This is a genomic window from Phaeobacter sp. JH20_29 (assembly GCF_048056175.1).
Classification (GTDB): Bacteria; Pseudomonadota; Alphaproteobacteria; order Rhodobacterales; family Rhodobacteraceae; genus Phaeobacter; species Phaeobacter bryozoorum.
In genome coordinates this window covers 654,845-674,719 of sequence record NZ_JAYMWO010000018.1, presented here as the reverse complement: position 1 = coordinate 674,719, position 19,875 = coordinate 654,845, and the positions used below count along the sequence as shown (strand labels likewise).

Genomic DNA, 19,875 nt, shown 5'->3' with positions numbered 1-19,875 from the left:
TTTTAGCCTTATTTCGCCTTTAGATGTTGCTGGAGGCAAACCCGTCCGATCCAGGACGGGGCGAGAGGACGAGGCTATGCAGCAGGATACGTTGGACACGCTGGACGAGGATCTGTCCGGGCTGAAGCCCGCGCAGTGGCAGGCCCGCATGGCCGCGCTGGCCGAAGAAAACGGCATGTATCAGCCGCTCGGGAATCGTCACTTTGCCAGCTTCATCGATCAGGGCAATACGCTGCTGGTCAGCTTTGAGACAATCCAAGGCATCCACAACCTGTCAGATCTGGCGCAGCCCCTCGGGTTTGATCTGGTCAAGAACCTGGGCTGGTCGCATCTGTGCCTCATCTCCAACGGCGACACCTGGTTTCGCAATGACCGCATCTTCGGGTTTTTCGACCAGCTGATCGATGATGGTTTCTTTGACGAATTCGACAAGGTGGTGTTCTACGGCGCCGGTCCCTGCGGCTATGCCGCGGCCGCCTTCTCCGTGGCCGCGCCTGGCGCTACCGTGGTCGCGATCCAGCCGCAAGCAACCCTTGATCCCCGGCTGACAGACTGGGACGACCGCTTCACCGAGATGCGCCGTGTCGATTTCAGCAATCGCTACGGGTTTGCCCCCGACATGATGGATGCGGCCCGGCAGGGCTTTGTGATCTACGATCCGCGTGAGCGGCTGGATTCCATGCATGCCGCCCTGTTTGCGCGCAAAAACGTGATGCGCCTGCGCACGCCCCATCTGGGCGACACTGTGCAGACCCGGCTGATCGAGATGGAAATCCTCTATAATATTCTGGCGCTGGCCGGTGCCGACCGGCTGACGGAACAGCAGTTCTACAAACTCTATCGCGCCCGCCGCACCAATGGCCCGTATCTGCGAAAGCTGATGGCAGAGCTGGAACAGACAGACCGCCCCTATCTGATGGCGCTGCTCTGCCGCAATGTCACCGGCAGGCTGCGCGCCCCGCGCTTCCGTCGTCGGCTTGAGGCGCTCCGGAAACGCGCTGCCGAGGGCGAGATCACCCTGCCACCCGAGCGCTGAGCGACACCGGGGACAGGCCAGCGGCGCGACAAGATGATCCCGTCGCTTCCCCTTCGCGCGGCCCTGTGCTAGGCGAACGCCATGACCGTTCAGCTCACCATCCCCCGCCCCGATGACTGGCATCTGCATCTGCGCGACGGCGCGATGCTGAAGGCCGTTCTCCCCGAAACCGCCCGCCATTTCGGCCGTGCGATCATCATGCCGAATCTGGTGCCGCCCGTGGTGACCGGTGACCAGGCCGCCGCCTACCGCGACCGTATTCTGGCGGCCCTGCCCGACGGCATGGCATTTGAACCGCTGATGACGCTCTACCTGACCGAGGACACCGATCCTGCGGATGTGGCAGCGGCCCACGCCAGCGGTCTGGTCAAGGCGGTGAAGCTGTATCCGGCCGGGGCCACCACCAACTCTGCTTCGGGGGTGAGCAATTTCGACAAGGTCCGTGCGGTGCTGGAGACGATGGCAGAGATCGGCCTGCCGCTCTGCACCCATGGCGAGGTCACTGACCATGATATCGACATTTTCGACCGCGAGGCGGTTTTCATCGACCGGGTGCTGGACCCGATCCGCAAGGCGACACCGGGCCTGCGGGTGGTGATGGAACATATCACCACCAGAAACGCCGCCGATTATGTCACCAGCCAGGACGAAGACCTCGGCGCGACAATCACCACGCACCATCTGATCATCAACCGCAACCACATCCTGGCCGGCGGCATCAAACCGCATTACTACTGCCTGCCGGTGGCCAAGCGCGAGGAGCACAGGATCGCCCTGCGCGCGGCCGCCACCTCCGGCGATCGGCGGTTTTTCCTCGGCACGGATTCCGCGCCTCATACCGACCCCAACAAACTCAGCGCCTGCGGCTGTGCCGGCTGTTTCACCGCCCCCAATACGATGTCGCTGCTCGCGCATGTCTTCGAAGAAGAGGCCGCACTGGACAAGCTGGCGGGCTTTGCCTCGGAACATGGCCCGGCCTTCTACGGCCTGCCCGTCAATGCAGACAGGCTGACCCTGATCAAGCAGGACAATGCCGTAGTGTTCCCCGACCAGATCAGCACCGCCGATGGCCCGGTGACCGTCTTTGATCCGGGGTTTGATGTATTCTGGAAAGTTGCCTGACCATATCTTCTGGCTCCAAATATCCCCGCCGGAGGCTCCTGCCACCGGCGGCTCGCGCCGACAACAAGGATGATAGAATGATCCCCTCCTCCTACCCTTCCCGCGAAGAAATCGCCCGTCTTTCCGCCCGTATGCTGCTAGAGATCGGCGCGGTGAATTTCAATACCGAGACGCCCTATACCCTGGCCTCCGGCCTGCCGTCGCCCAGCTATATCGACTGCCGCAAGCTGATCTCCTTTCCGCGGATCCGCTCGACGCTGATGGATTTCATGACCGTCACGGTGATGCGCAATGCCGGCTTTGAGGCCTTTGACAATATTGCCGGGGGCGAAACCGCAGGTATTCCCTTTGCCGCGCTGGTCGCCGAGCGCATGGCGCTGCCGATGACCTATGTGCGCAAAAAGCCCAAAGGCTATGGCAAGAACGCCCGCATCGAAGGCGCGATGAGCGATGGCGAGCGGGTGCTGCTGGTGGAGGATCTGACCACCGATGGCGGTTCGAAACTGTCCTTTGTCGATGCGATCCGCGAAACCGGCGCCTCCTGTGGCCATACGGCAGTGGTCTTCTACTACGACATCTTCCCCGAAACCGAAAAGACGCTGGGCGACCACGGCGTGTCGCTGCACTATCTGTGCACCTGGTGGGACGTGCTGACCGAGGCGCGCGTGCAGCAGGCCTTCTCCAGCGAGACGCTGGATGAGGTGGAGCGTTTCCTCAAGGATCCGCGCGCCTGGCAGGACGCGCATAAATCCGCCTGATCTGAAATCAGCACAGTGATGCACCGGGGGCGGCCTGTGGACAGGGCTGCCCTCGAATCGTCCCTGCCACTGGCAATCGCCCAGATATAGATCGCTTCCCAGATTACACCACATGATATAGAATGCGCCCAGCCCAAGCCGGTCTCTGTGGATTTGGCGCACAGGCCAGCCTGCGGATATCCACAGGCTGTTCACAATTCATCCACAGAGTTTTCCAGATAGCCAAACCGCGCGCCACGCCGGTATAACGCGGGGCCAAAGACGAGAGCAGCGATGAACGATATTACGCCTTTTGACCCCAATCTGCCCGCCGCCCCGCAGCCTGATGCCACTGGCGAGGGCAATGCAGACGACGTCAGCATCCTGCCCCATTCCGTCGAGGCCGAACAGCAGCTCCTCGGCGCCATCCTGACCAACAACGACGTCTACGACCGCGTTGCCTCGATCATCACCTCGGCGCATTTCTACGATCCGGTCCATGCCCGCATCTACGAGATCGCCGCTGCGCGGATCTCAAAGAACACGCTGGCCTCCCCGGTCACGCTGAAGGCGTTCATGGAGGATGACGAGGGGCTGAAGGAACTGGGCGGCCCTGCCTATCTGGCAAAACTGGCAGGCGCCTCGATCTCGGCCTTTGCGGTGCGCGACTATGCGCAGATGATCTATGATCTGGCGATCCGCCGCGAGCTGATTGCACTGGGGCGCAGCATCGCCGACAAGGCACGCCGCGTCGATGTCGCCTCCGAACCCAAGGAGCAGATCGTCGAGGCGGAACAGTCGCTTTATAAACTGGCCGAACAGGGGCAGACGGAAAGCGGCTTCAAATCCTTTCTCAAGGCGGTCACCGAAGCGGTCAATGTCACCAATGAAGCCTATCAGCGTGGCGGCGGCATGGCCGGGATTTCCACCGGTCTGGCTGATCTCGACAAACAGCTCGGCGGCCTGCACCCCTCGGACCTCCTGATCCTCGCCGGGCGGCCCTCGATGGGCAAGACCTCGCTGGCGACCAACATCGCCTTCAACGTGGCCAAGGCCTATAAGCGGGGTGTGAAACCCGATGGCACCGAAGGCGCCATTGACGGGGGGGTGGTTGGCTTTTTCTCGCTGGAGATGTCGGCCGAACAGCTGGCCGGCCGTATCCTAGCCGAGGCTTCGGAAATTTCCTCCCACAAGATCCGTCAGGGCGATATGACCGAGGAAGAGTTCCGCCGGTTCGTTCAGGCGGCGAAGGATCTGGAAAGCTGTCCGCTGTTTATCGACGACACCCCGGCGCTGCCGATCTCGCAGCTCGCGGCCCGGGCACGACGCCTGAAGCGGACCCATGGGCTGGATCTGCTGGTCATCGACTACCTCCAGCTCTGTCGCGGCATGGCTGACAACCGGGTCAATGAAATCGCCGAGATCTCCATGGGCATGAAGGCCATCGCCAAGGAGCTGAACATTCCGGTGGTTGCCCTCTCCCAGCTGTCGCGTCAGGTGGAAAGCCGCGAAGACAAACGTCCGCAGCTGTCGGATCTGCGGGAATCAGGCTCGATCGAGCAGGATGCCGACGTGGTCATGTTCGTGTTCCGCGAGGAATACTACAAGGAGCGCGAGAAGCCCGGCGATCACGAGCTGGACAAGATGGAAGAATGGAAACAGGCCATGGAACGGCTGCACGCCAAGGCCGAGGTGATCGTCGGCAAGCAGCGTCACGGCCCCATCGGCACCGTGGAACTGGCGTTTGAGGCGCAGTTCACCCGTTTCGGCAATCTCGCCAAAGCCTGGCAGCAGGACCATGCGCCCGAATATTGAGCGCTGATAATTCGGCAATCGACATCAGGCGGCGCAGATCTATTGCGCTGCCTTATTGTTATGCCGCGGCCCTGCCCCGCGCGCCCTGCCGACTTGGGCCGCAGCTCGGCGCTTGTCCTCGGTCATGGTCCAGGTCTTGCCTGTCACCTTTCCAGAAATACTCGAAATCCCCGATCGCGGCGCAGATCATCACTTGCCGTGACAGCCCCCGCAGGCCCGGTCTCCCCGCAGGCCGATATGTGTCAGGTCAGCGCCGAAACTCCGCCAAGCACGCCCGCAGCAAAGCTGGAATGCGGTTTCCCCCTTGACCCCTGTGCCCCCCATGTCATGAACAGCACATGACGACTGCTAGACTGACACTCAACCTCGATGCGCTGGTGACCAACTGGCGCAATCTCGATGCGCTGACCAATTGCGAAACCGCCGCAGTGGTCAAGGCCAATGGCTATGGGCTGGACGCAGGCCGCGTTGGCAAGGCGCTGGCCAAGGCGGGCGCGCGCAATTTCTTCGTGGCCATGGCAGAGGAAGGCGTCGCCCTGCGCCGCGCCATCGGGCCCGGCCCCGGCATCTCGGTCTTTGCAGGCCATATGGAAGGCGATGCAAAACTGCTGCGTGATTTCCAGCTGACGCCGATGCTCAATTCGCTGGACCAGATGCTGCGCCATTTCGAAAGCCTGCCGGGGCACCCCTTTGGCGTGCAGCTCGACAGCGGCATGAACCGGCTCGGCATGGAAGCCGCCGAGTGGAGCGCCGTGCGCGACATCGCGCTCAGCCAGGGGCCGGTGCTGCTGATGTCGCATCTGGCCTGCGCCGATGAGCCGGCCCATCCGATGAACGACCAGCAGTTGCAGCGCTTCGTCGAGATGACCGACGGGCTTGATCTGCCCCGCTCCCTCGCCGCGACCGGCGGGCTGCTGCTGGGGCGCAAGTATCACTTCGACCTCTGCCGTCCGGGCATCGGCCTATATGGTGGCCAGCCCTTCGGTGATGCGCTGCCGGTGGTGCAACTCGATCTGCCGGTGATCCAGATCCGCAGCCTGGATCTCGGCGAGACCATCGGCTATGGCAACAGCTGGACTGCGCAGCGCCCCAGCCGTATTGCCACCGTCGCCGCAGGCTATGCCGACGGGCTGCACCGCGCACTTGGCAATGGTGGGATCAAGGTCTACGCGGGCGACACGCCCTGCCCCGTGGTCGGCCGGGTGTCGATGGATCTGATCACGGTCGATGTCACCGACCTTGGTGACGAGCCGAGTCATCTGACCATTCTGAATGAGCGCCAGACCGTCGATACGCTTGCCGATGCGGCCGGCACCATCGGCTATGAAATTCTCACTTCCCTCGGCAGCCGCTATGCACGGAGCTACACCGGATGAGCACCCTCTCGCGTCTCTCGCCCCTCAGCCTGCTTGCCCGGCTGGGACAGATGGCCCTTGCCGGACTGGGGGCTGTGGGGCGGGTCACGCTCTTTGGTCTTTCGACCTTCAGCCACATGCTGCGCCCGCCCTTCTACCCGCGCGAGTTGCTCAATGCGCTGTTGCAGGTGGGCTGGCTGTCGCTGCCCGTGGTAGGGCTGACCGCGATTTTCACCGGCGCGGCCCTGGCCTTGCAGATCTATGCCGGCGGCGCCCGCTTCAACGCAGAGGCTGTGGTGCCGCAGATCGTGGCGATCGGCATGGTCCGCGAGCTTGGCCCGGTTCTGGTCGGGCTGATGATCGCCGCGCGCGTCACCTCCTCCATCGCAGCCGAAATCGCCACCATGAAGGTGACCGAGCAGATCGACGCGCTGGTGACGCTCTCCACCCATCCGATGAAATACCTGGTGGCGCCGCGGGTGCTGGCCGCGCTGATCACAGTGCCGGTGCTTGTCGGGGTTGGTGACATCATCGGCATTATGGGCGGCTATGTGGTGGCGACCCAGAATCTGGGCTTCAACCCGGCTGCCTATCTGAAGAACACCGTAGATTTCCTCGAATCCCGCGACATCGTCTCGAGCCTGGTCAAAGGCGCCGCCTTTGGCACCATCGCCGCCACGATGGGCTGTTACTACGGCATGCAGTCGGGCCGCGGCGCGCAGGGCGTCGGCCGCGCCACCAAAGGCTCGGTTGAGGCCGCAGCCGTGCTGATCCTGGCCGCCAATTTTGTCCTTACAGGGATTTTCTTCTCGCTATGATCCAGATGAAAGACGTCCATAAGGCCTTTGGCGACAACCGCGTGCTGAACGGCATGAATCTGGAGATCGCCAAAGGCACCTCGATGGTGATCATCGGCGGCTCCGGTACCGGCAAATCGGTGGCGCTGAAAAGCATCCTTGGCCTGATCCAGCCCGACAGCGGTGAGATCCTTGTCGATGGCAAACCCGCCGGATCCGGCGACCGCGACATGTTTCTGGCCCGCTTCGGGATGCTGTTCCAGGGCGGCGCGCTGTTTGACAGCCTGCCGGTCTGGCAAAACGTGGCCTTCCGCCTCCTGCGCGGCGCGCTGAAGCGGCCCACCGAAGAGGCGCGCGAAATCGCCATCGAGAAGCTGCGCCGGGTGGGCCTGAAGGCTGATGTGGCGGACCGGCTGCCTGCAGAACTGTCGGGCGGCATGCAGAAGCGTGTGGGTCTTGCCCGTGCGATTGCCGCCGAGCCCGAAATCATCTTCTTTGACGAGCCGACCACCGGTCTCGACCCAATCATGTCGGGCGTGATCAATGACCTGATCCGCGAGATCGTGGTGGAGATGGGCGCAACGGCGATGACCATCACCCACGACATGTCCTCGGTCCGCGCCATTGCCGACAATGTGGCGATGCTGCACGCAGGCGTGATCCAATGGACCGGCCCGGTTAGCGAGATGGACCAGTCGGGCGACCCCTATCTCGACCAGTTCATCCACGGCCGCGCGGAAGGACCGATCGAGGCGGTGCGTTAGGCCTCGCGGCCTTTTCTTTGCGAGGGTCGCTGTCTCTGGCTCCGCGTCTGGCGTTCGCTCGCAGCCTTCCCCCTTCAAATCCGGCACTAAACGCGCAAGTCTTGGCCGACCCACAGAAAACGAGCTGCCATGATCCTCCGCCTCCTCACGCTCTCGCTCCTGATCCTCTACCCCGTCGCCTGGTTTGCGCCGTTGATGCGGGCGGGTCTGCTGCCGATCTTCGGCCTCAGCGAGATCTCGGTGATCACCGGCTTGCAGAGCCTTTGGGGCAGCGATGTCATCCTCGCTCTGACGGTCACGGCTTTTGCGATCTTCGCCCCCTATCTCAAAACCATCGGGCTGGCGCTGGTGCAATGGGGCCTGCTGGATATGCGGCTACTGCCCGTCCTCCATATTCTGGGCAAGCTGGCGATGGCCGATGTCTTTCTGATCGCGCTCTATATCACCCTGGCCAAGGGGATCGGCTACGCGACGATCGAAACCGCCTGGGGGCTTTATCTGTTTACAGGCTGTATCCTGGCCTCGGTGGTGCTGGGGCTGATAACCGAGCGGCGGGTCAGAACTGCCGAGTAAGAACCGGGTCCGCGGGGGCTCTGCCCCCGGCCTTGCGGCCTCCCCCGGGATATTTCCGGCCAGAAGAAATCCGCTACTTCCCATCTTCTGGCGTCAAATATCCCGGAGCGCGAGGCAGCGCCTCGCAGGATCGGTTTCAGCGACCGCAACACTTGAACAAACCGGAAACATCTGCCAGATCTACCGGATGGCAAAAACAACATATTCCTGCTCTGCCTGCGGAGCATCTTTTTCAAAGTGGTCCGGGCGCTGCGATGGCTGTGGCGAGTGGAATTCCATCACCGAAGACAAGGGCCTGTCCAAAGGCGGCCCGGCGTCGAAATCTCTGGGCATGCGCCGGGGCAAGACCATTTCGCTCAGCGATCTTGCGACCGAGGAGACGCCACCGCCACGCACCTGCTGCGGGGTTGCGGAACTGGACCGGGTGCTGGGCGGCGGGCTGGTGCCTGCCTCGGCCATTCTGGTGGGCGGCGATCCCGGGATCGGGAAGTCGACGCTGCTGCTACAGGCGGCGGCGCAGTTTGCCCATTCAGGCCTCAAGACGATCTATGTCAGCGGCGAAGAGGCCAGTGCGCAGGTACGCATGCGGGCGCAGCGACTGGGATTGGCTGAAGCGCCGGTCAAGCTGGCGGCGGAGACCAATCTGCGCGATATCCTGACCACGCTGGAGGCGGAGCGGCCACAGCTGGCGATCATCGACTCCATTCAGACCATGTGGGCCGATCATGTGGACAGCGCGCCGGGATCCGTAAGCCAGGTCCGTGCCGCGGCGCATGAGCTGACCACCTTTGCCAAGACCAATGGGATCTCCATCATCATGGTGGGCCATGTCACCAAGGAAGGCCAGATTGCCGGTCCGCGGGTGGTCGAGCATATGGTGGATACCGTGCTGTATTTCGAAGGCGAGCGCGGGCATCAGTTCCGCATTCTGCGCGCGGTCAAGAACCGCTTTGGTCCGGCGGATGAGATCGGCGTCTTCGAGATGACCGGTGGCGGGCTGAGCGAAGTCCGCAACCCCTCGGCGCTGTTTCTGTCGGAACGCGGCACACCCTCGCCCGGTTCTGTGGTGTTTTCTGGTATTGAAGGTACCCGCCCGGTTCTGGTCGAGATGCAGGCGCTGGTCGCGCCCTCGCCGCATTCGCAGCCACGCCGGGCCGTAGTGGGCTGGGACTCTTCGCGCCTGGCGATGATCCTTGCCGTGCTGGAGGCGCGCTGCGGCATCCCTTTTGCCGGGCTCGACGTCTATCTGAATGTGGCCGGCGGCATGAAGATATCGGAACCTGCGGCGGATCTGGCGGTGGCGGCGGCGCTGCTCAGCGCCCGCGAAGACACCGCATTGCCCTCTGATACGGTGGTATTCGGAGAAATATCGCTCTCAGGAGCCCTGCGACCGGCCCCGCAGACCGAAAACCGGTTGAAAGAAGCGCAAAAACTTGGTTTCACCGCAGCGATAGCTCCAAGTGGTGGCAAATCCGTCGCGGTCCCCGGACTTGCGGTGCGGCAGGCCTCTGATCTCGCCGGTTTTGTTGGCGAATACTTTGGGGCTGGCTAAAGTCGCAAGAATTCTAATCGCAGGTTAACGGGCGAGGGACATGGAAGGTTTCACCATTATCGACGGGGTCGTGGCCCTGGTCATTGTTGTATCAGCGTTGCTGGCCTATTCGCGCGGTTTCGTGCGTGAGGCGATGGCCATCGCTGGTTGGATCGCCGCCGCCATCTTGGCCTTTCTGTTTGCGCCACAGGTTGAGCCGCTGATGGCCGAGATCCCGGTCATCGGGGAGTTCATTGCGGACAGCTGCGAATTGTCGATCATCGCTGCATTTGCCGCGGTCTTTGCGCTGGCGCTGATTGTGGTGTCGTTCTTCACGCCGCTGTTCTCATCATTGGTCCAGCGCTCGGCGCTTGGCGGGCTGGATCAGGGGATCGGCTTCTTCTTCGGGGTGCTGCGCGGCATCCTGTTGGTGGCGATTGCCTTCTTCCTCTATAATGTGGTGATGACCGGCCAGAGCTTTACCATCGTGGACGAGAGCCGCTCTGCGGTTGTGTTTGAGCGGATGATCGGCAAGATCGAAGACCGCAACCCCGAGCAGGCGCTTGGCTGGGTGACCACACAATATGAAAGCCTGATCGGCTCCTGCGACAAGTGAGACAGACGCCGATCCGCCGCCAGTGGGTGGTTGCGCGGATCACGGATGCGGGCGAGAAACGGGATTACAACCGGACTGAAACGGGGCGCCTTCGGGCGCCCTTTTTTAATACGTCGGGTTACGTCCGGGACAGGAAGCGCGTTGTGTCGCCCATGGGAAGAGCCGCCTCGACTGGCGATGACAGCCTCCGGTTAGGGCTGCGCAGTGCGGGCTTTGGAGCGATGGAGACTTATCCAATTCCGACATTCCAGCCCCGACTGGCGTTTACCTTTCCTAACATCAAGAACGCCTATTAACGCTTTATTAACCAATTAGAATCGCGATTTTTAGCGCTTGATCGCCTCCCTGCTCCATGTGCTGAGCGCGGGGGCAAACCGATAAAAGTTAACAAATCCTGTGATCGGAGGTGTTTTTCGGCAACAATTTGGGGAATGAGGCAGCTTTGGAGACCAAAAACCCCGCTGTTGTCCCAATCGGCCCGATCCTTGCCCCAATTCCGTCCAAATTCGGAGCGCACATTGGTGTCAACAAGACGCCGGACAGAACGTCAGGCCTATCGCTCAGAAGGACAACACCATGCTGCTGGATCACTCGACATCATTTGCGGACTGTCAGCCGGTTGGTCTTCTGATGGATTTCCCGACAGCTGCGCGCCCTGCCGCATCCAACCGCAGCCGCCTGCGTCCGCGCACCGGCGGTCTGCTGCCGCATATGATGGTCGAGACCGAGCGTGGGTTTGTACAGGCCCGTCACGTCAAGCCCGGCGACAAGGTCTACACCCTGGATGGCGGTGCGCAGGAGGTGACCGGTGTCAAACACGCGGTGCCGCGCCTCACTTCTCTGGTGCATGTGCCCGCCGGCGCTTTGGGCAATGATGACGATCTGATGCTGCCCGCCGATCAGCAGGTTGGTCTGGAACTGGCTGCCGTCGAGCGGCTGTTTGATGTGCCCACCGCGATCACCAAGGTGGTGTCGCTGATTGGCTACAACGGCATCTCTGCCGCCATGCCGGAGAAGATGGCCCGCATCTATCTGTCCTTTGCCGAGGAAGAAATGATCTGGGCTGCCTGCGGGATGCTGGTACATGTTGCACATGAGAACACCGCCAACAGCGCCGATGATGGTGCCTTCCGGGCGCTGTCGCTGGCCGAAACCCGTCAGATCCTCGCCAGCGAGGACGGGCGTGCTCTTTCTGACGCGGGCAAGGACGAGACCGACAGCCGCGAAGATGACCGTGACGATGTGCTCTCCGCCTTTGACATGCTGCGCGGGCTGCTGGCCGCCTGAGGCTGACGCGGGCGCGAACCGGACACGGATCTGGACATTGCCGGTCACGGGATCTGCGTATCCCACGCTGTTCGCCAAATAAATATGCTCCGGCACCCCCCTCCTGCGGCCTGCGATATTTCGCAGGTTTTTTTGTTTTTGGCGGCTGTCCGACGGCGGTCAGGGCTGCGGTTTTTTCACCCAACTGTCGTGAAACCATGATCCTTGGGTGACATGCGCGGACGGACCCTCTATGTGGGGGACATCCTGACAACCGGATTCGGAGCTACACCGCCTTGCCGATGCCGCAGATGCCCCCCGCCCACCCGTTTGACGATGACAAGCTGCGCGAAGAATGCGGCATCTTTGGCGTCGTCGGCGTCCAGGACGCTTCCAACTTTGTCGCGCTCGGCCTGCATGCCCTGCAACACCGGGGACAGGAGGCCGGCGGCATCGTGACCCATGATCCTGTCGAAGGGTTCCAGAGCGCCCGTCGTTTCGGCTATGTCCGCGACAACTTCACCTCGCAGGATGTGATGTCCACCCTGCCCGGCCCCATCGGGATTGGCCATGTGCGCTATTCCACCGCCGGGTCCAAGGGTCAGACTGCGATCCGGGACGTGCAGCCTTTCTTTGGCGAATTCGCTATGGGCGGTGCAGCGATTGCCCACAACGGCAATATCACCAACGCCAATGCCCTGCGCCGCGAACTGATCGAGCGCGGCTCGATCTTCCAGAGCTCGTCCGACAGTGAGTGCATCATTCATCTGATGGCCCGCTCGTTGCAGCGCAATATCCCGGAGCGGATGGAAGACGCGCTGCGCCGGGTCGAGGGCGCCTTCTCGGTTGTCGCCATGACCCGGACCAAGCTGATCGGTGTCCGCGACCCGCTGGGCGTGCGCCCGCTGGTGCTGGGTCGGGTCGGCGAAGGCTATGCGCTGAGTTCGGAAACCTGTGCGCTGGACATCATCGGCGCCGAGTTCCTGCGCGAGATTGAGCCGGGCGAAATGGTGGTGATCACCGACAAAGGTGTCGAGAGCCATTTCCCGTTCCGCCGCCAGTCGTCCAAGTTCTGCATCTTTGAACATGTCTATTTCTCCCGCCCTGATTCGATCCTTGGCGGGCGGTCCGTCTATGAGACCCGCGAAGCCATCGGTCGCGAGCTGGCAAAGGAAAACCCGGTCGAGGCGGATCTGGTCTGCCCGGTGCCGGACAGCGGCACGCCCGCAGCGATCGGCTATTCGCTGCAATCGGGCATTCCCTATGCGATGGGGATCATCCGCAACCAGTATATGGGCCGGACCTTCATTGAGCCGACCGAGCAGATCCGCAACATGGGCGTGCGCCTGAAGCTGAACGTGAACCGCGCGCTGATCGAGGGCAAGCGGGTGATCCTGGTGGATGATTCCGTGGTGCGCGGGACAACATCGCGCAAAATCAAGGAGATGATCCTGGATGCTGGGGCCAGCGAGGTGCATTTCCGCATTGCCTCGCCGCCGACCGCTTGGCCCTGTTTCTATGGTGTGGACACGCCCGAACGTGACAAGCTGCTGGCCGCAACCATGTCCGAGGATCAGATGGCCAAACATCTGGCCGTGGACAGCCTGAAGTTCATCTCGCTGGACGGGCTTTACCGGGCCGTCGGGCAGGATCAGGGCCGTAACAGCAAATGCCCGCAGTATTGTGATGCCTGTTTCTCGGGCGAATACCCTGTTGTTCCGACCGATATGGTCGAACGGGGGTTTGAAATGAAGTCGCCGGCAGAGTAAGAGCGCAGCCGATATCAGTTCGACTCATGAGGCGCTGATCACCGGATCGGCGCCTCTTTCCTTTTTGCCCCTGCCCCCGAAAGGCCGTCCCCTTGGATCCACATCTCGCCCGCATGCTTGGCTCGCAGCGCCAGTGTCGCTGTTGCGGAGCGACGTTTGCCCAGCTGTTGAGCCTCAGCTGCGACCGGCCCGACGTCTGCCCGGAGGATATGTTTGTGCATGACAACACGGCTATCTCGGCGCAGGCGGGGGATGTGCTGACCGAAGATTTCTGCCGCCTGGGGCATCTGCGCTTTGTGCGGGCGGTGCTGGCTGTACCGCTGGCGGACACCCGTGGAGAAGAGTTCATTCTGGGCACATGGGCGCGGCTCAGCCAAGAGGATTTCGATGCCTATCTCGACCGGTTCGAGATGCAGGACACCGAAGATATGGACAGCAAGCGGGCCTGGCTGGCCAATGCCATTCCGCCCGATGACAGCGAGTCTGTTGAAGCGATGCTGCATATGCGGCCCGAAGGGCAATACCCTGAGCTACAGATCTCCGAGCCGGATCACCCGCTTTACAATCTGCAGATGGTCGGCGCGCAGATGGAAGAGTTGCTGGGGCTGCTTTATGCCTATGGCCACGATCTGCCCTCGCTCATCTATGATGCCTGAGGAGGCTGATCTGCGCGCCGCCTAGGCGCTGCACTGTCGCTCTTGCAAGATGCGACACCTGAGACTTCAAGCCCCCTGCGCGCAATTGCGCAGGGTCACTTGGCGGAATGGGCGGGCGTTTGCGCAGGGCGCCGGGGCGCACCGGCATGGGCTTGCCCACGCTCTCGGCGCCCCCTGTTCCCGGCAGTGCGCAGCTGATAGCCGAAGGTCGATACCGCACAAGAAAGAAATCCTGTCCAGAATGGCAAATCGTGAGAACGGCAAGACGCCGGCCAATGTCGCCGGTCATGCCACCCAGAAAGACGCATTGCACCGCAACCGCCTCAGCCTTCTGGGGTTGTTCGGCGCCAACGACAACCTGAGCGCCATGGTGCGGATGCCGAACGGCCGCATGCAGATCGTGACCCGCGGCAGCCGCCTGTCCGGTGGCGAAGTTGTTGCCATTGATGCCGACGGCCTGATCCTTCAGAAAAACGGCAAGGCATCACGTCTGGCGATGCCGGGCGGGTGACCCGCAACCGGCGCGCGGACGGGCATCACGCCCAGGCTTGAGACCGCTGCGCCGCTTTGGCCCCTTGACCCGCGCCGCGCTGCGCCGCACAAGGCGCCCATGACACAGAAACTCGCTCTCATCACCGGGGCCTCACGGGGCCTGGGCGCCGCCCTCGCAGAGGCATTGGCGCCGACGCATCACATCGTCGCCGTGGCCCGCACCACAGGCGCATTGGAAGAGCTGGACGATCGTATCAAGGCCAACGGTGGCTCGGCGACTCTGGCCCCTATGGATATCACCGTGCCGGAGGCCATGGCCACGCTCTGCCGGGGCATCCATGATCGCTGGGGACAGCTGGACCTCTGGCTGCACACCGCCATTCACGCCGCGCCGCTGAGCCCGGCGCAATTCGTGGCGGCCAAGGACTGGCAGAAATCCATCGCGATCAATGCCACGGCACCCTCCGTTCTGATCCCCTATGTCGCGCCGCTTCTGGGGCAGACCGGTCAGGCCGTATTCTTTGACGATCCCCGCGCGGGCGAGAAATTCTTTGGAGCCTATGGCGCCAGCAAGGCCGCGCAGATGTCGCTGGCCAACAGCTGGCAGGTCGAAAGCGCCAAGACCGGCCCCAAGGTGCAGGTGCTGACGCCAAATCCGATGGCGACAGCGGTGCGCGCACGGTTCTTTCCGGGTGAAGATCGCGATGCGCTGAGCACGCCGCAGGCCGAGGCCGCACGGCTGCTCCCCGAGATTCTGGCCGCCGCCGACTGATCTGAGGGTCAGAGACACCCGCGAACTGCGCGAACACGCGGCTTTCCGCCGACAGGTGCCTGCAACGGGCGCCGGTCGTTCTGGTTTTCAAGCGGGCCAGAAAATCTGTGACCTCTGTGCCGCAGGGGCTGGCGCCGGGCGCTCTGGTCGGGATCACGACGGGGAAAGGCTTGCCCCCTTTTGCCCCACATCTTATTCAGGTCTGGAGTGCAGATCGGCGTAAACACGCCCGACACATAGGCTGCCAGAGCCAGACGAGAGGCCCCGTCCATGCGAATTCTGATCACCAATGACGATGGCATCAGCGCCCCCGGCCTTGCGGTTCTGGAGCAGATCGCCCGCGAGGTTGCAGGTCCCGGCGGAGAGGTCTGGACAGTGGCACCGGCGTTTGAGCAATCCGGCGTTGGTCATTGCATCAGCTACACCCGCCCCTTCATGCTGAGCCAGCTGGGCGAACATCGCTTTGCCGCAGAAGGATCGCCTGCGGACTGTGTGTTGGCCGGGCTGCATGTGGTGATGAAAGACCAGCAACCGGATCTGGTGTTGTCAGGGGTAAACCGGGGCAACAATTCTGCCGAGAACGCGCTCTACTCCGGCACCCTTGGCGGGGCGATGGAGGCGGCATTGCAGGGCATTCCGGCCATGGGCCTGTCGCAGTATTTCGGACCTCAGAACGCGCAGCTTGAAAACCCGTTTGAGGCAGCCGCCCAACATGGTGCCGATCTGATCCGTTCCATCTTGGAAGCGCAGCCCAAGGAAGACGCCGATTACCGCTTGTTTTACAACATTAATTTCCCACCTGTCCCTGCCGCTGATGTGAAGGGACGGCGGATTTCACCGCAGGGTTTCCGGCGCGGCAGCCATTTCTCGGCCGAGGAGCAGACCTCCCCCAACGGGCGGCGCTACCTGTGGATCCGTGGTGGCAACCAGCATGTTGCCACCGCCGAGGGCAGCGACGCAGCGCAGAACCTGGCAGGCTATATCTCCGTGACGCCGATGCGGGCGGATCTGACCGCTACAGATGCGCTGGAGCGCCTGAAGGGCATTGAATGAGCGACCCGACAGCTGAAACCAAAATGCAGTTCCTGTTCGCCCTGCGCTCGCGCGGGGTGACGGATGCGCAGGTCCTCGATGCAATGGAACAGATCGACCGCGGCCCCTTTGTGCGGGGGCTGTTTTCGGCGCGCGCCTACGAGGATATGCCGTTGCCGATCGCCTGCGGGCAGACCATTTCGCAACCCTCCGTGGTCGGTCTGATGACCCAGGCCTTGCAGATCTCGCCCCGCGATACGGTGCTGGAGGTTGGCACCGGCTCTGGCTATCAGGCCGCGATCCTGAGCAAGCTGGCGCGGCGGGTCTATACCGTGGATCGTCATGCGCGGCTGGTGCGGGAGGCGCGGCAGATCTTCGATCAACTGCACCTGTCCAATATTACCTCGCTGGTCGGCGATGGCAGCCACGGCCTGCCCGAACAGGCGCCTTTTGATCGAATCATCGTGACCGCTGCCGCCGAAGACCCGCCCGGCCCACTCTTGGCGCAGCTGAAGACCGGCGGTATTATGGTGGTGCCCGTGGGGCAGTCCGACACTGTACAGACGCTGATCCGTGTTCAAAAAACCGACAGCGGCCTCGAATACGACGAATTGCGCCCGGTGCGTTTTGTTCCCCTGCTTGAGGGGATCGGCAAAGACACGTAAGGGAGGGGCAAGAGACCCGCCCACCCCAACCGCTCCGGACATCCTCGAGCGGGATCGCGTGGCTGGCCGACAGACTATTGGCAAGCCCCAGGGATAATGGGGGCCCGCAAGACGGGAACGGCGTTCCGAGGAGAGCGAAATGACAGTGACTGTACCCACCCACCGCAATCGTGTGACAGGACGCAAGGCGCTGATGGCGCTGCCGCTGGTGGCCGCGCTGGCGGCCTGCGAGGCACCGCTGGATTACGATCTGCGTGGCCAGATCGGTGCGTTCAACACGACAAAGGCGGCGCAGACCGCAACCGCCAGCCGCCCGAAACCCGATGCCAAGGGGCTGATCACCTATCCATCCTATCAGGTGGCCGTTGCCCGTCGCGGCGATACGCTGAACGATGTGGCAGGCCGCATTGGTCTGCCCGCCAGCGAGCTGGCCCGGTTCAACGGGATGAAGCCCGACGATCCGCTGCGGCAGGGGGAGATCATTGCCCTGCCCCGCCGCGCACCCGGTACGGCGACCAGCGGCGGCGTCGATATCGCCTCGCTGGCGGGGGATGCGATCGACAGCGCCCCATCGACCACACCCTCGGCGGCAAGCACCGTCAGCACAACGCCGCTGGCACCGCAGCCGACCGCCAGCAAGCCGCAGGTCCAAAGCGGACCAGAGCCGGTGCGCCATAAGGTGAAGCGCGGCGAAACCGCTTATACCGTCTCGCGGCTTTATCAGGTGCCGGTGAAATCCCTTGCGGAATGGAACGGCCTCGGCAGCGATTTTGCCATCCGTGAGGGCCAGTTCCTGCTGATCCCGCTGAAGGACCGCCCAGCCCCGCGCAAGGAAGCATCCGCAGCGGTGGTTCCAGCCGCCGCCACCGTCACCGCGCCGGGTGAAGGCACCAATACGCCCCTGCCGCCAAGCGCCACCAAGCCACTGCCGCAGGAAACCGTCGCGCCCGCGGCCCAGGCGCCGAAAGCGCTGCCTAAGGTAGAGGTCCCGACCCCGACCCGCAGCTCCAGCGCCGCGATGGGCTTCCCGGTCAAGGGCAAGATCATCCGCACCTATTCCAAGGGCAAGAACGACGGCATTGATATCGCAGGTGCAGCGGGCGCCCCGGTGCAGGCCGCCGATGGCGGTACGGTGGCGGCGATCACCAAGGATTCCAACAATATTCCGATCATTGTGATCCGCCACGACGCCAAGCTGCTGACGGTCTATGCCAATGTCGACAAGATCGAGGTGAACAAGGGCGACACCGTTTCGCGCGGTCAGACCATCGCCGCATTGCGGGACGGACCCGCTGCCTATGTGCATTTCGAGGTGCGCAACGGCTTTGAAAGCGTCGATCCGCTCCCCTATCTGCAATAAACGTCGCAAGCGGCAACAGGCAATAAAGAGACGGCGCTCTGGGTCATCCCGAGCGCCGTCTTTTGGTTGATCACAGCTGTTCAATCATGGCTACTGCCGTCTTTGCGGTCAGCTGACCTTCACCCCATGGCGGCCGGCCAGATCGGTAAAAAACTGCCAGGCCACCCGGCCCGAGCGGGCGCCGCGCGTGGCCTGCCATTCGATCGCCTCGGCGCGCAGAACCGGCTCCGGCACCACAACGCCATAGGCCGCGCAATAGCCTGAAATCATGGCGAGATATTCATCCTGATCGCAGGGGTGGAAACCCAGCCACAGCCCGAACCGATCCGAGAGAGAGACCTTTTCCTCAACGGCTTCCGACGGGTTGATGGCGCTGGAGCGTTCGTTCTCGATCATATCACGCGGCATCAGATGACGGCGATTGGAGGTGGCATAGAACAGCACATTGTCCGGCCGACCTTCGATGCCGCCATCCAGCACCGCTTTCAGGCTTTTGTAGTGCTGATCGTCATGGCCAAAGGACAGGTCATCGCAGAACAGGATGAACCGCTCGGGCGCTGCCCGCAGATGGTTCAGCAGGCGCGCGACCGATGGCAGATCCTCGCGCTGCAGCTCCACCAGTTTCAGAGCGGGGAATTCCGGCGACAGCTGTCCGTGGATCGCTTTCACAAGGCTGGATTTACCCATCCCCCGCGCGCCCCAGAGCAGTGCATTATTGGCGCCGAACCCGGCGGCAAAGCGGCGGGTATTGTCCAGCAGCGTGTCGCGCGCGCGGTCGATCCCCAGCAGCAGCTCAAGATCGACGCGGTTCACGGTTTCGACAGCCTCCAGCCGGTCCGGGGCCACATGCCAGACAAAGGCAGAGGCAGCACCAAAGTCAGGCGCCTTCAGCGGCGCAGGTGCCATCCGTTCCAGCGCATCGGCGATGCGGCTCAGGCTTGTGTCATCCATCGGGGCCTCCGGTCTATTGCACGTGGGGCGTATCGGCGCGCTCGGGCTCAGCTGTCCTGCGGCTCGATCATGTCGACGCGCGTGGCATGTCGGCCGCCCTCGAACTCAGCATTAAGGAAGGCATCGACAATTTCAATCGCCAGGCTGTCGCCTACCACACGCGCTCCGATAGAGAGCATGTTGGCGTTATTGTGCTGGCGGATCATCTTGGCCGAGAAAGTCTCTGAGCAGACGCCGCAGCGGATGCCTTTGACCTTGTTCGCGGCCATCATGATGCCCTGGCCGGTGCCGCAGAGGATAATGCCCAGATCGCAATCACCCGAGGCAACGCGCTCTGCCGCCGCCGCGCCATGTTTGGGGTAATGTGTGCTTTCCGGTGTTGTCGGACCGATATCAACCACCTCATATCCGTTTGCGGCAATATGCGTGGCAATGGCCTGGCGCAGGTCGATTGCGGCGTGATCGCTGGAAAGAACAACGCGGGTGGGTTTGGTCTGGTCCATGGGTGTCTCCGTCGGTGGGTTACCGGCGTCAAAGCATGTTCCGGCTGCGCGAGCAAGGGGGCA

The 19,875-nt window shown here is 62.7% G+C and carries 20 protein-coding genes; 18 read left to right on the top strand and 2 right to left on the bottom strand.

Features of this window, described 5'->3' with window-relative positions; all coding sequences use genetic code 11:
• Nucleotides 1–76: 76 nt before the first annotated feature.
• From VWZ85_RS18145 to VWZ85_RS18060, 18 genes are all read left to right on the top strand, one after another.
• Nucleotides 77–1,036, top strand: a complete 960-nt coding sequence (locus VWZ85_RS18145; RefSeq protein WP_416537769.1) for a phosphoadenosine phosphosulfate reductase — start codon at nucleotides 77–79, stop codon at nucleotides 1,034–1,036.
• 81 nt (nucleotides 1,037–1,117) lie between these two features.
• The gene (pyrC, locus tag VWZ85_RS18140) at nucleotides 1,118–2,158 is read left to right on the top strand and encodes a dihydroorotase (protein ID WP_416540376.1); all 1,041 of its coding nucleotides are present in this window, start codon (nucleotides 1,118–1,120) and stop codon (nucleotides 2,156–2,158) included.
• Between the two features lie 77 nt (nucleotides 2,159–2,235).
• A complete protein-coding gene (locus VWZ85_RS18135) occupies nucleotides 2,236–2,916 on the top strand; it encodes an orotate phosphoribosyltransferase (RefSeq protein WP_416589345.1) in 681 nt (226 codons plus the stop codon).
• A gap of 273 nt (nucleotides 2,917–3,189) precedes the next feature.
• Nucleotides 3,190–4,710 (top strand): replicative DNA helicase, encoded by a 1,521-nt coding sequence (locus VWZ85_RS18130; RefSeq protein WP_416535911.1) that lies wholly within the window; start codon nucleotides 3,190–3,192, stop codon nucleotides 4,708–4,710.
• 338 nt (nucleotides 4,711–5,048) lie between these two features.
• Nucleotides 5,049–6,086 carry an alanine racemase gene (alr, locus tag VWZ85_RS18125; protein ID WP_416589344.1) on the top strand — a complete coding sequence of 346 codons (1,038 nt, stop codon included), beginning with the start codon at nucleotides 5,049–5,051 and terminating at the stop codon, nucleotides 6,084–6,086.
• A complete protein-coding gene (locus VWZ85_RS18120; RefSeq protein ID WP_416589343.1) occupies nucleotides 6,083–6,883 on the top strand; it encodes an MlaE family ABC transporter permease in 801 nt (266 codons plus the stop codon). Before alr ends, VWZ85_RS18120 begins: the two co-directional genes overlap by 4 nt.
• Nucleotides 6,880–7,626, top strand: coding sequence for an ABC transporter ATP-binding protein (locus VWZ85_RS18115; RefSeq protein ID WP_416589342.1), 747 nt, complete (start codon nucleotides 6,880–6,882; stop codon nucleotides 7,624–7,626). The genes VWZ85_RS18120 and VWZ85_RS18115 overlap by 4 nt, the downstream gene beginning before the upstream one ends.
• 129 nt (nucleotides 7,627–7,755) lie before the next feature.
• A complete protein-coding gene (locus tag VWZ85_RS18110; protein ID WP_416589341.1) occupies nucleotides 7,756–8,199 on the top strand; it encodes a paraquat-inducible protein A in 444 nt (147 codons plus the stop codon).
• Between the two features lie 187 nt (nucleotides 8,200–8,386).
• Complete coding sequence (radA, locus tag VWZ85_RS18105) at nucleotides 8,387–9,751, top strand: DNA repair protein RadA (RefSeq protein WP_416589340.1); 1,365 nt, start codon at nucleotides 8,387–8,389, stop codon at nucleotides 9,749–9,751.
• A 40-nt stretch (nucleotides 9,752–9,791) separates the two neighbouring features.
• The gene (locus VWZ85_RS18100) at nucleotides 9,792–10,346 is read left to right on the top strand and encodes a CvpA family protein (protein WP_340545154.1); all 555 of its coding nucleotides are present in this window, start codon (nucleotides 9,792–9,794) and stop codon (nucleotides 10,344–10,346) included.
• Nucleotides 10,347–10,922: 576 nt separating this feature from the next.
• A complete protein-coding gene (locus tag VWZ85_RS18095) occupies nucleotides 10,923–11,633 on the top strand; it encodes a Hint domain-containing protein (protein WP_416540378.1) in 711 nt (236 codons plus the stop codon).
• A gap of 290 nt (nucleotides 11,634–11,923) precedes the next feature.
• Nucleotides 11,924–13,381 (top strand): amidophosphoribosyltransferase, encoded by a 1,458-nt coding sequence (gene purF, locus VWZ85_RS18090; RefSeq protein ID WP_374015315.1) that lies wholly within the window; start codon nucleotides 11,924–11,926, stop codon nucleotides 13,379–13,381.
• Between the two features lie 113 nt (nucleotides 13,382–13,494).
• Nucleotides 13,495–14,037 carry a DUF2199 domain-containing protein gene (locus VWZ85_RS18085; protein WP_340546295.1) on the top strand — a complete coding sequence of 181 codons (543 nt, stop codon included), beginning with the start codon at nucleotides 13,495–13,497 and terminating at the stop codon, nucleotides 14,035–14,037.
• 241 nt (nucleotides 14,038–14,278) lie between these two features.
• Nucleotides 14,279–14,548, top strand: a complete 270-nt coding sequence (locus tag VWZ85_RS18080; protein ID WP_340545151.1) for a hypothetical protein — start codon at nucleotides 14,279–14,281, stop codon at nucleotides 14,546–14,548.
• A 99-nt stretch (nucleotides 14,549–14,647) separates the two neighbouring features.
• Complete coding sequence (locus tag VWZ85_RS18075) at nucleotides 14,648–15,301, top strand: SDR family NAD(P)-dependent oxidoreductase (RefSeq protein ID WP_340545150.1); 654 nt, start codon at nucleotides 14,648–14,650, stop codon at nucleotides 15,299–15,301.
• Between the two features lie 270 nt (nucleotides 15,302–15,571).
• Entirely contained in the window at nucleotides 15,572–16,354 is a 783-nt protein-coding gene (gene surE / locus VWZ85_RS18070) for a 5'/3'-nucleotidase SurE (protein ID WP_416535917.1), read from the top strand.
• Nucleotides 16,351–16,998 (top strand): protein-L-isoaspartate(D-aspartate) O-methyltransferase, encoded by a 648-nt coding sequence (locus VWZ85_RS18065; protein ID WP_340545148.1) that lies wholly within the window; start codon nucleotides 16,351–16,353, stop codon nucleotides 16,996–16,998. Before surE ends, VWZ85_RS18065 begins: the two co-directional genes overlap by 4 nt.
• Nucleotides 16,999–17,137: 139 nt before the next feature.
• The gene (locus tag VWZ85_RS18060) at nucleotides 17,138–18,358 is read left to right on the top strand and encodes a peptidoglycan DD-metalloendopeptidase family protein (RefSeq protein ID WP_416589339.1); all 1,221 of its coding nucleotides are present in this window, start codon (nucleotides 17,138–17,140) and stop codon (nucleotides 18,356–18,358) included.
• A 108-nt stretch (nucleotides 18,359–18,466) separates the two neighbouring features.
• Here the strand turns inward: VWZ85_RS18060 and VWZ85_RS18055 are convergent, their stop codons facing one another.
• Entirely contained in the window at nucleotides 18,467–19,309 is an 843-nt protein-coding gene (locus tag VWZ85_RS18055) for an ATP-binding protein (RefSeq protein ID WP_416540380.1), read from the bottom strand.
• A 47-nt stretch (nucleotides 19,310–19,356) separates the two neighbouring features.
• Entirely contained in the window at nucleotides 19,357–19,812 is a 456-nt protein-coding gene (gene rpiB / locus VWZ85_RS18050) for a ribose 5-phosphate isomerase B (RefSeq protein ID WP_416535920.1), read from the bottom strand.
• Nucleotides 19,813–19,875 lie beyond the last annotated feature (63 nt).

Bases quoted from the DNA above. Each gene is read 5' to 3' on its own strand.
- VWZ85_RS18145 (WP_416537769.1), top strand. From the start codon at position 77: ATGCAGCAGGATACGTTGGACACGCTGGACGAGGATCTGTCCGGGCTG.
- pyrC (WP_416540376.1), top strand. From the start codon at position 1,118: ATGACCGTTCAGCTCACCATCCCCCGCCCCGATGACTGGCATCTGCAT.
- VWZ85_RS18135 (WP_416589345.1), top strand. From the start codon at position 2,236: ATGATCCCCTCCTCCTACCCTTCCCGCGAAGAAATCGCCCGTCTTTCC.
- VWZ85_RS18130 (WP_416535911.1), top strand. From the start codon at position 3,190: ATGAACGATATTACGCCTTTTGACCCCAATCTGCCCGCCGCCCCGCAG.
- alr (WP_416589344.1), top strand. From the start codon at position 5,049: ATGACGACTGCTAGACTGACACTCAACCTCGATGCGCTGGTGACCAAC.
- VWZ85_RS18120 (WP_416589343.1), top strand. From the start codon at position 6,083: ATGAGCACCCTCTCGCGTCTCTCGCCCCTCAGCCTGCTTGCCCGGCTG.
- VWZ85_RS18115 (WP_416589342.1), top strand. From the start codon at position 6,880: ATGATCCAGATGAAAGACGTCCATAAGGCCTTTGGCGACAACCGCGTG.
- VWZ85_RS18110 (WP_416589341.1), top strand. From the start codon at position 7,756: ATGATCCTCCGCCTCCTCACGCTCTCGCTCCTGATCCTCTACCCCGTC.
- radA (WP_416589340.1), top strand. From the start codon at position 8,387: ATGGCAAAAACAACATATTCCTGCTCTGCCTGCGGAGCATCTTTTTCA.
- VWZ85_RS18100 (WP_340545154.1), top strand. From the start codon at position 9,792: ATGGAAGGTTTCACCATTATCGACGGGGTCGTGGCCCTGGTCATTGTT.
- VWZ85_RS18095 (WP_416540378.1), top strand. From the start codon at position 10,923: ATGCTGCTGGATCACTCGACATCATTTGCGGACTGTCAGCCGGTTGGT.
- purF (WP_374015315.1), top strand. From the start codon at position 11,924: ATGCCCCCCGCCCACCCGTTTGACGATGACAAGCTGCGCGAAGAATGC.
- VWZ85_RS18085 (WP_340546295.1), top strand. From the start codon at position 13,495: ATGCTTGGCTCGCAGCGCCAGTGTCGCTGTTGCGGAGCGACGTTTGCC.
- VWZ85_RS18080 (WP_340545151.1), top strand. From the start codon at position 14,279: ATGGCAAATCGTGAGAACGGCAAGACGCCGGCCAATGTCGCCGGTCAT.
- VWZ85_RS18075 (WP_340545150.1), top strand. From the start codon at position 14,648: ATGACACAGAAACTCGCTCTCATCACCGGGGCCTCACGGGGCCTGGGC.
- surE (WP_416535917.1), top strand. From the start codon at position 15,572: ATGCGAATTCTGATCACCAATGACGATGGCATCAGCGCCCCCGGCCTT.
- VWZ85_RS18065 (WP_340545148.1), top strand. From the start codon at position 16,351: ATGAGCGACCCGACAGCTGAAACCAAAATGCAGTTCCTGTTCGCCCTG.
- VWZ85_RS18060 (WP_416589339.1), top strand. From the start codon at position 17,138: ATGACAGTGACTGTACCCACCCACCGCAATCGTGTGACAGGACGCAAG.
- VWZ85_RS18055 (WP_416540380.1), bottom strand. From the start codon at position 19,309: ATGGATGACACAAGCCTGAGCCGCATCGCCGATGCGCTGGAACGGATG.
- rpiB (WP_416535920.1), bottom strand. From the start codon at position 19,812: ATGGACCAGACCAAACCCACCCGCGTTGTTCTTTCCAGCGATCACGCC.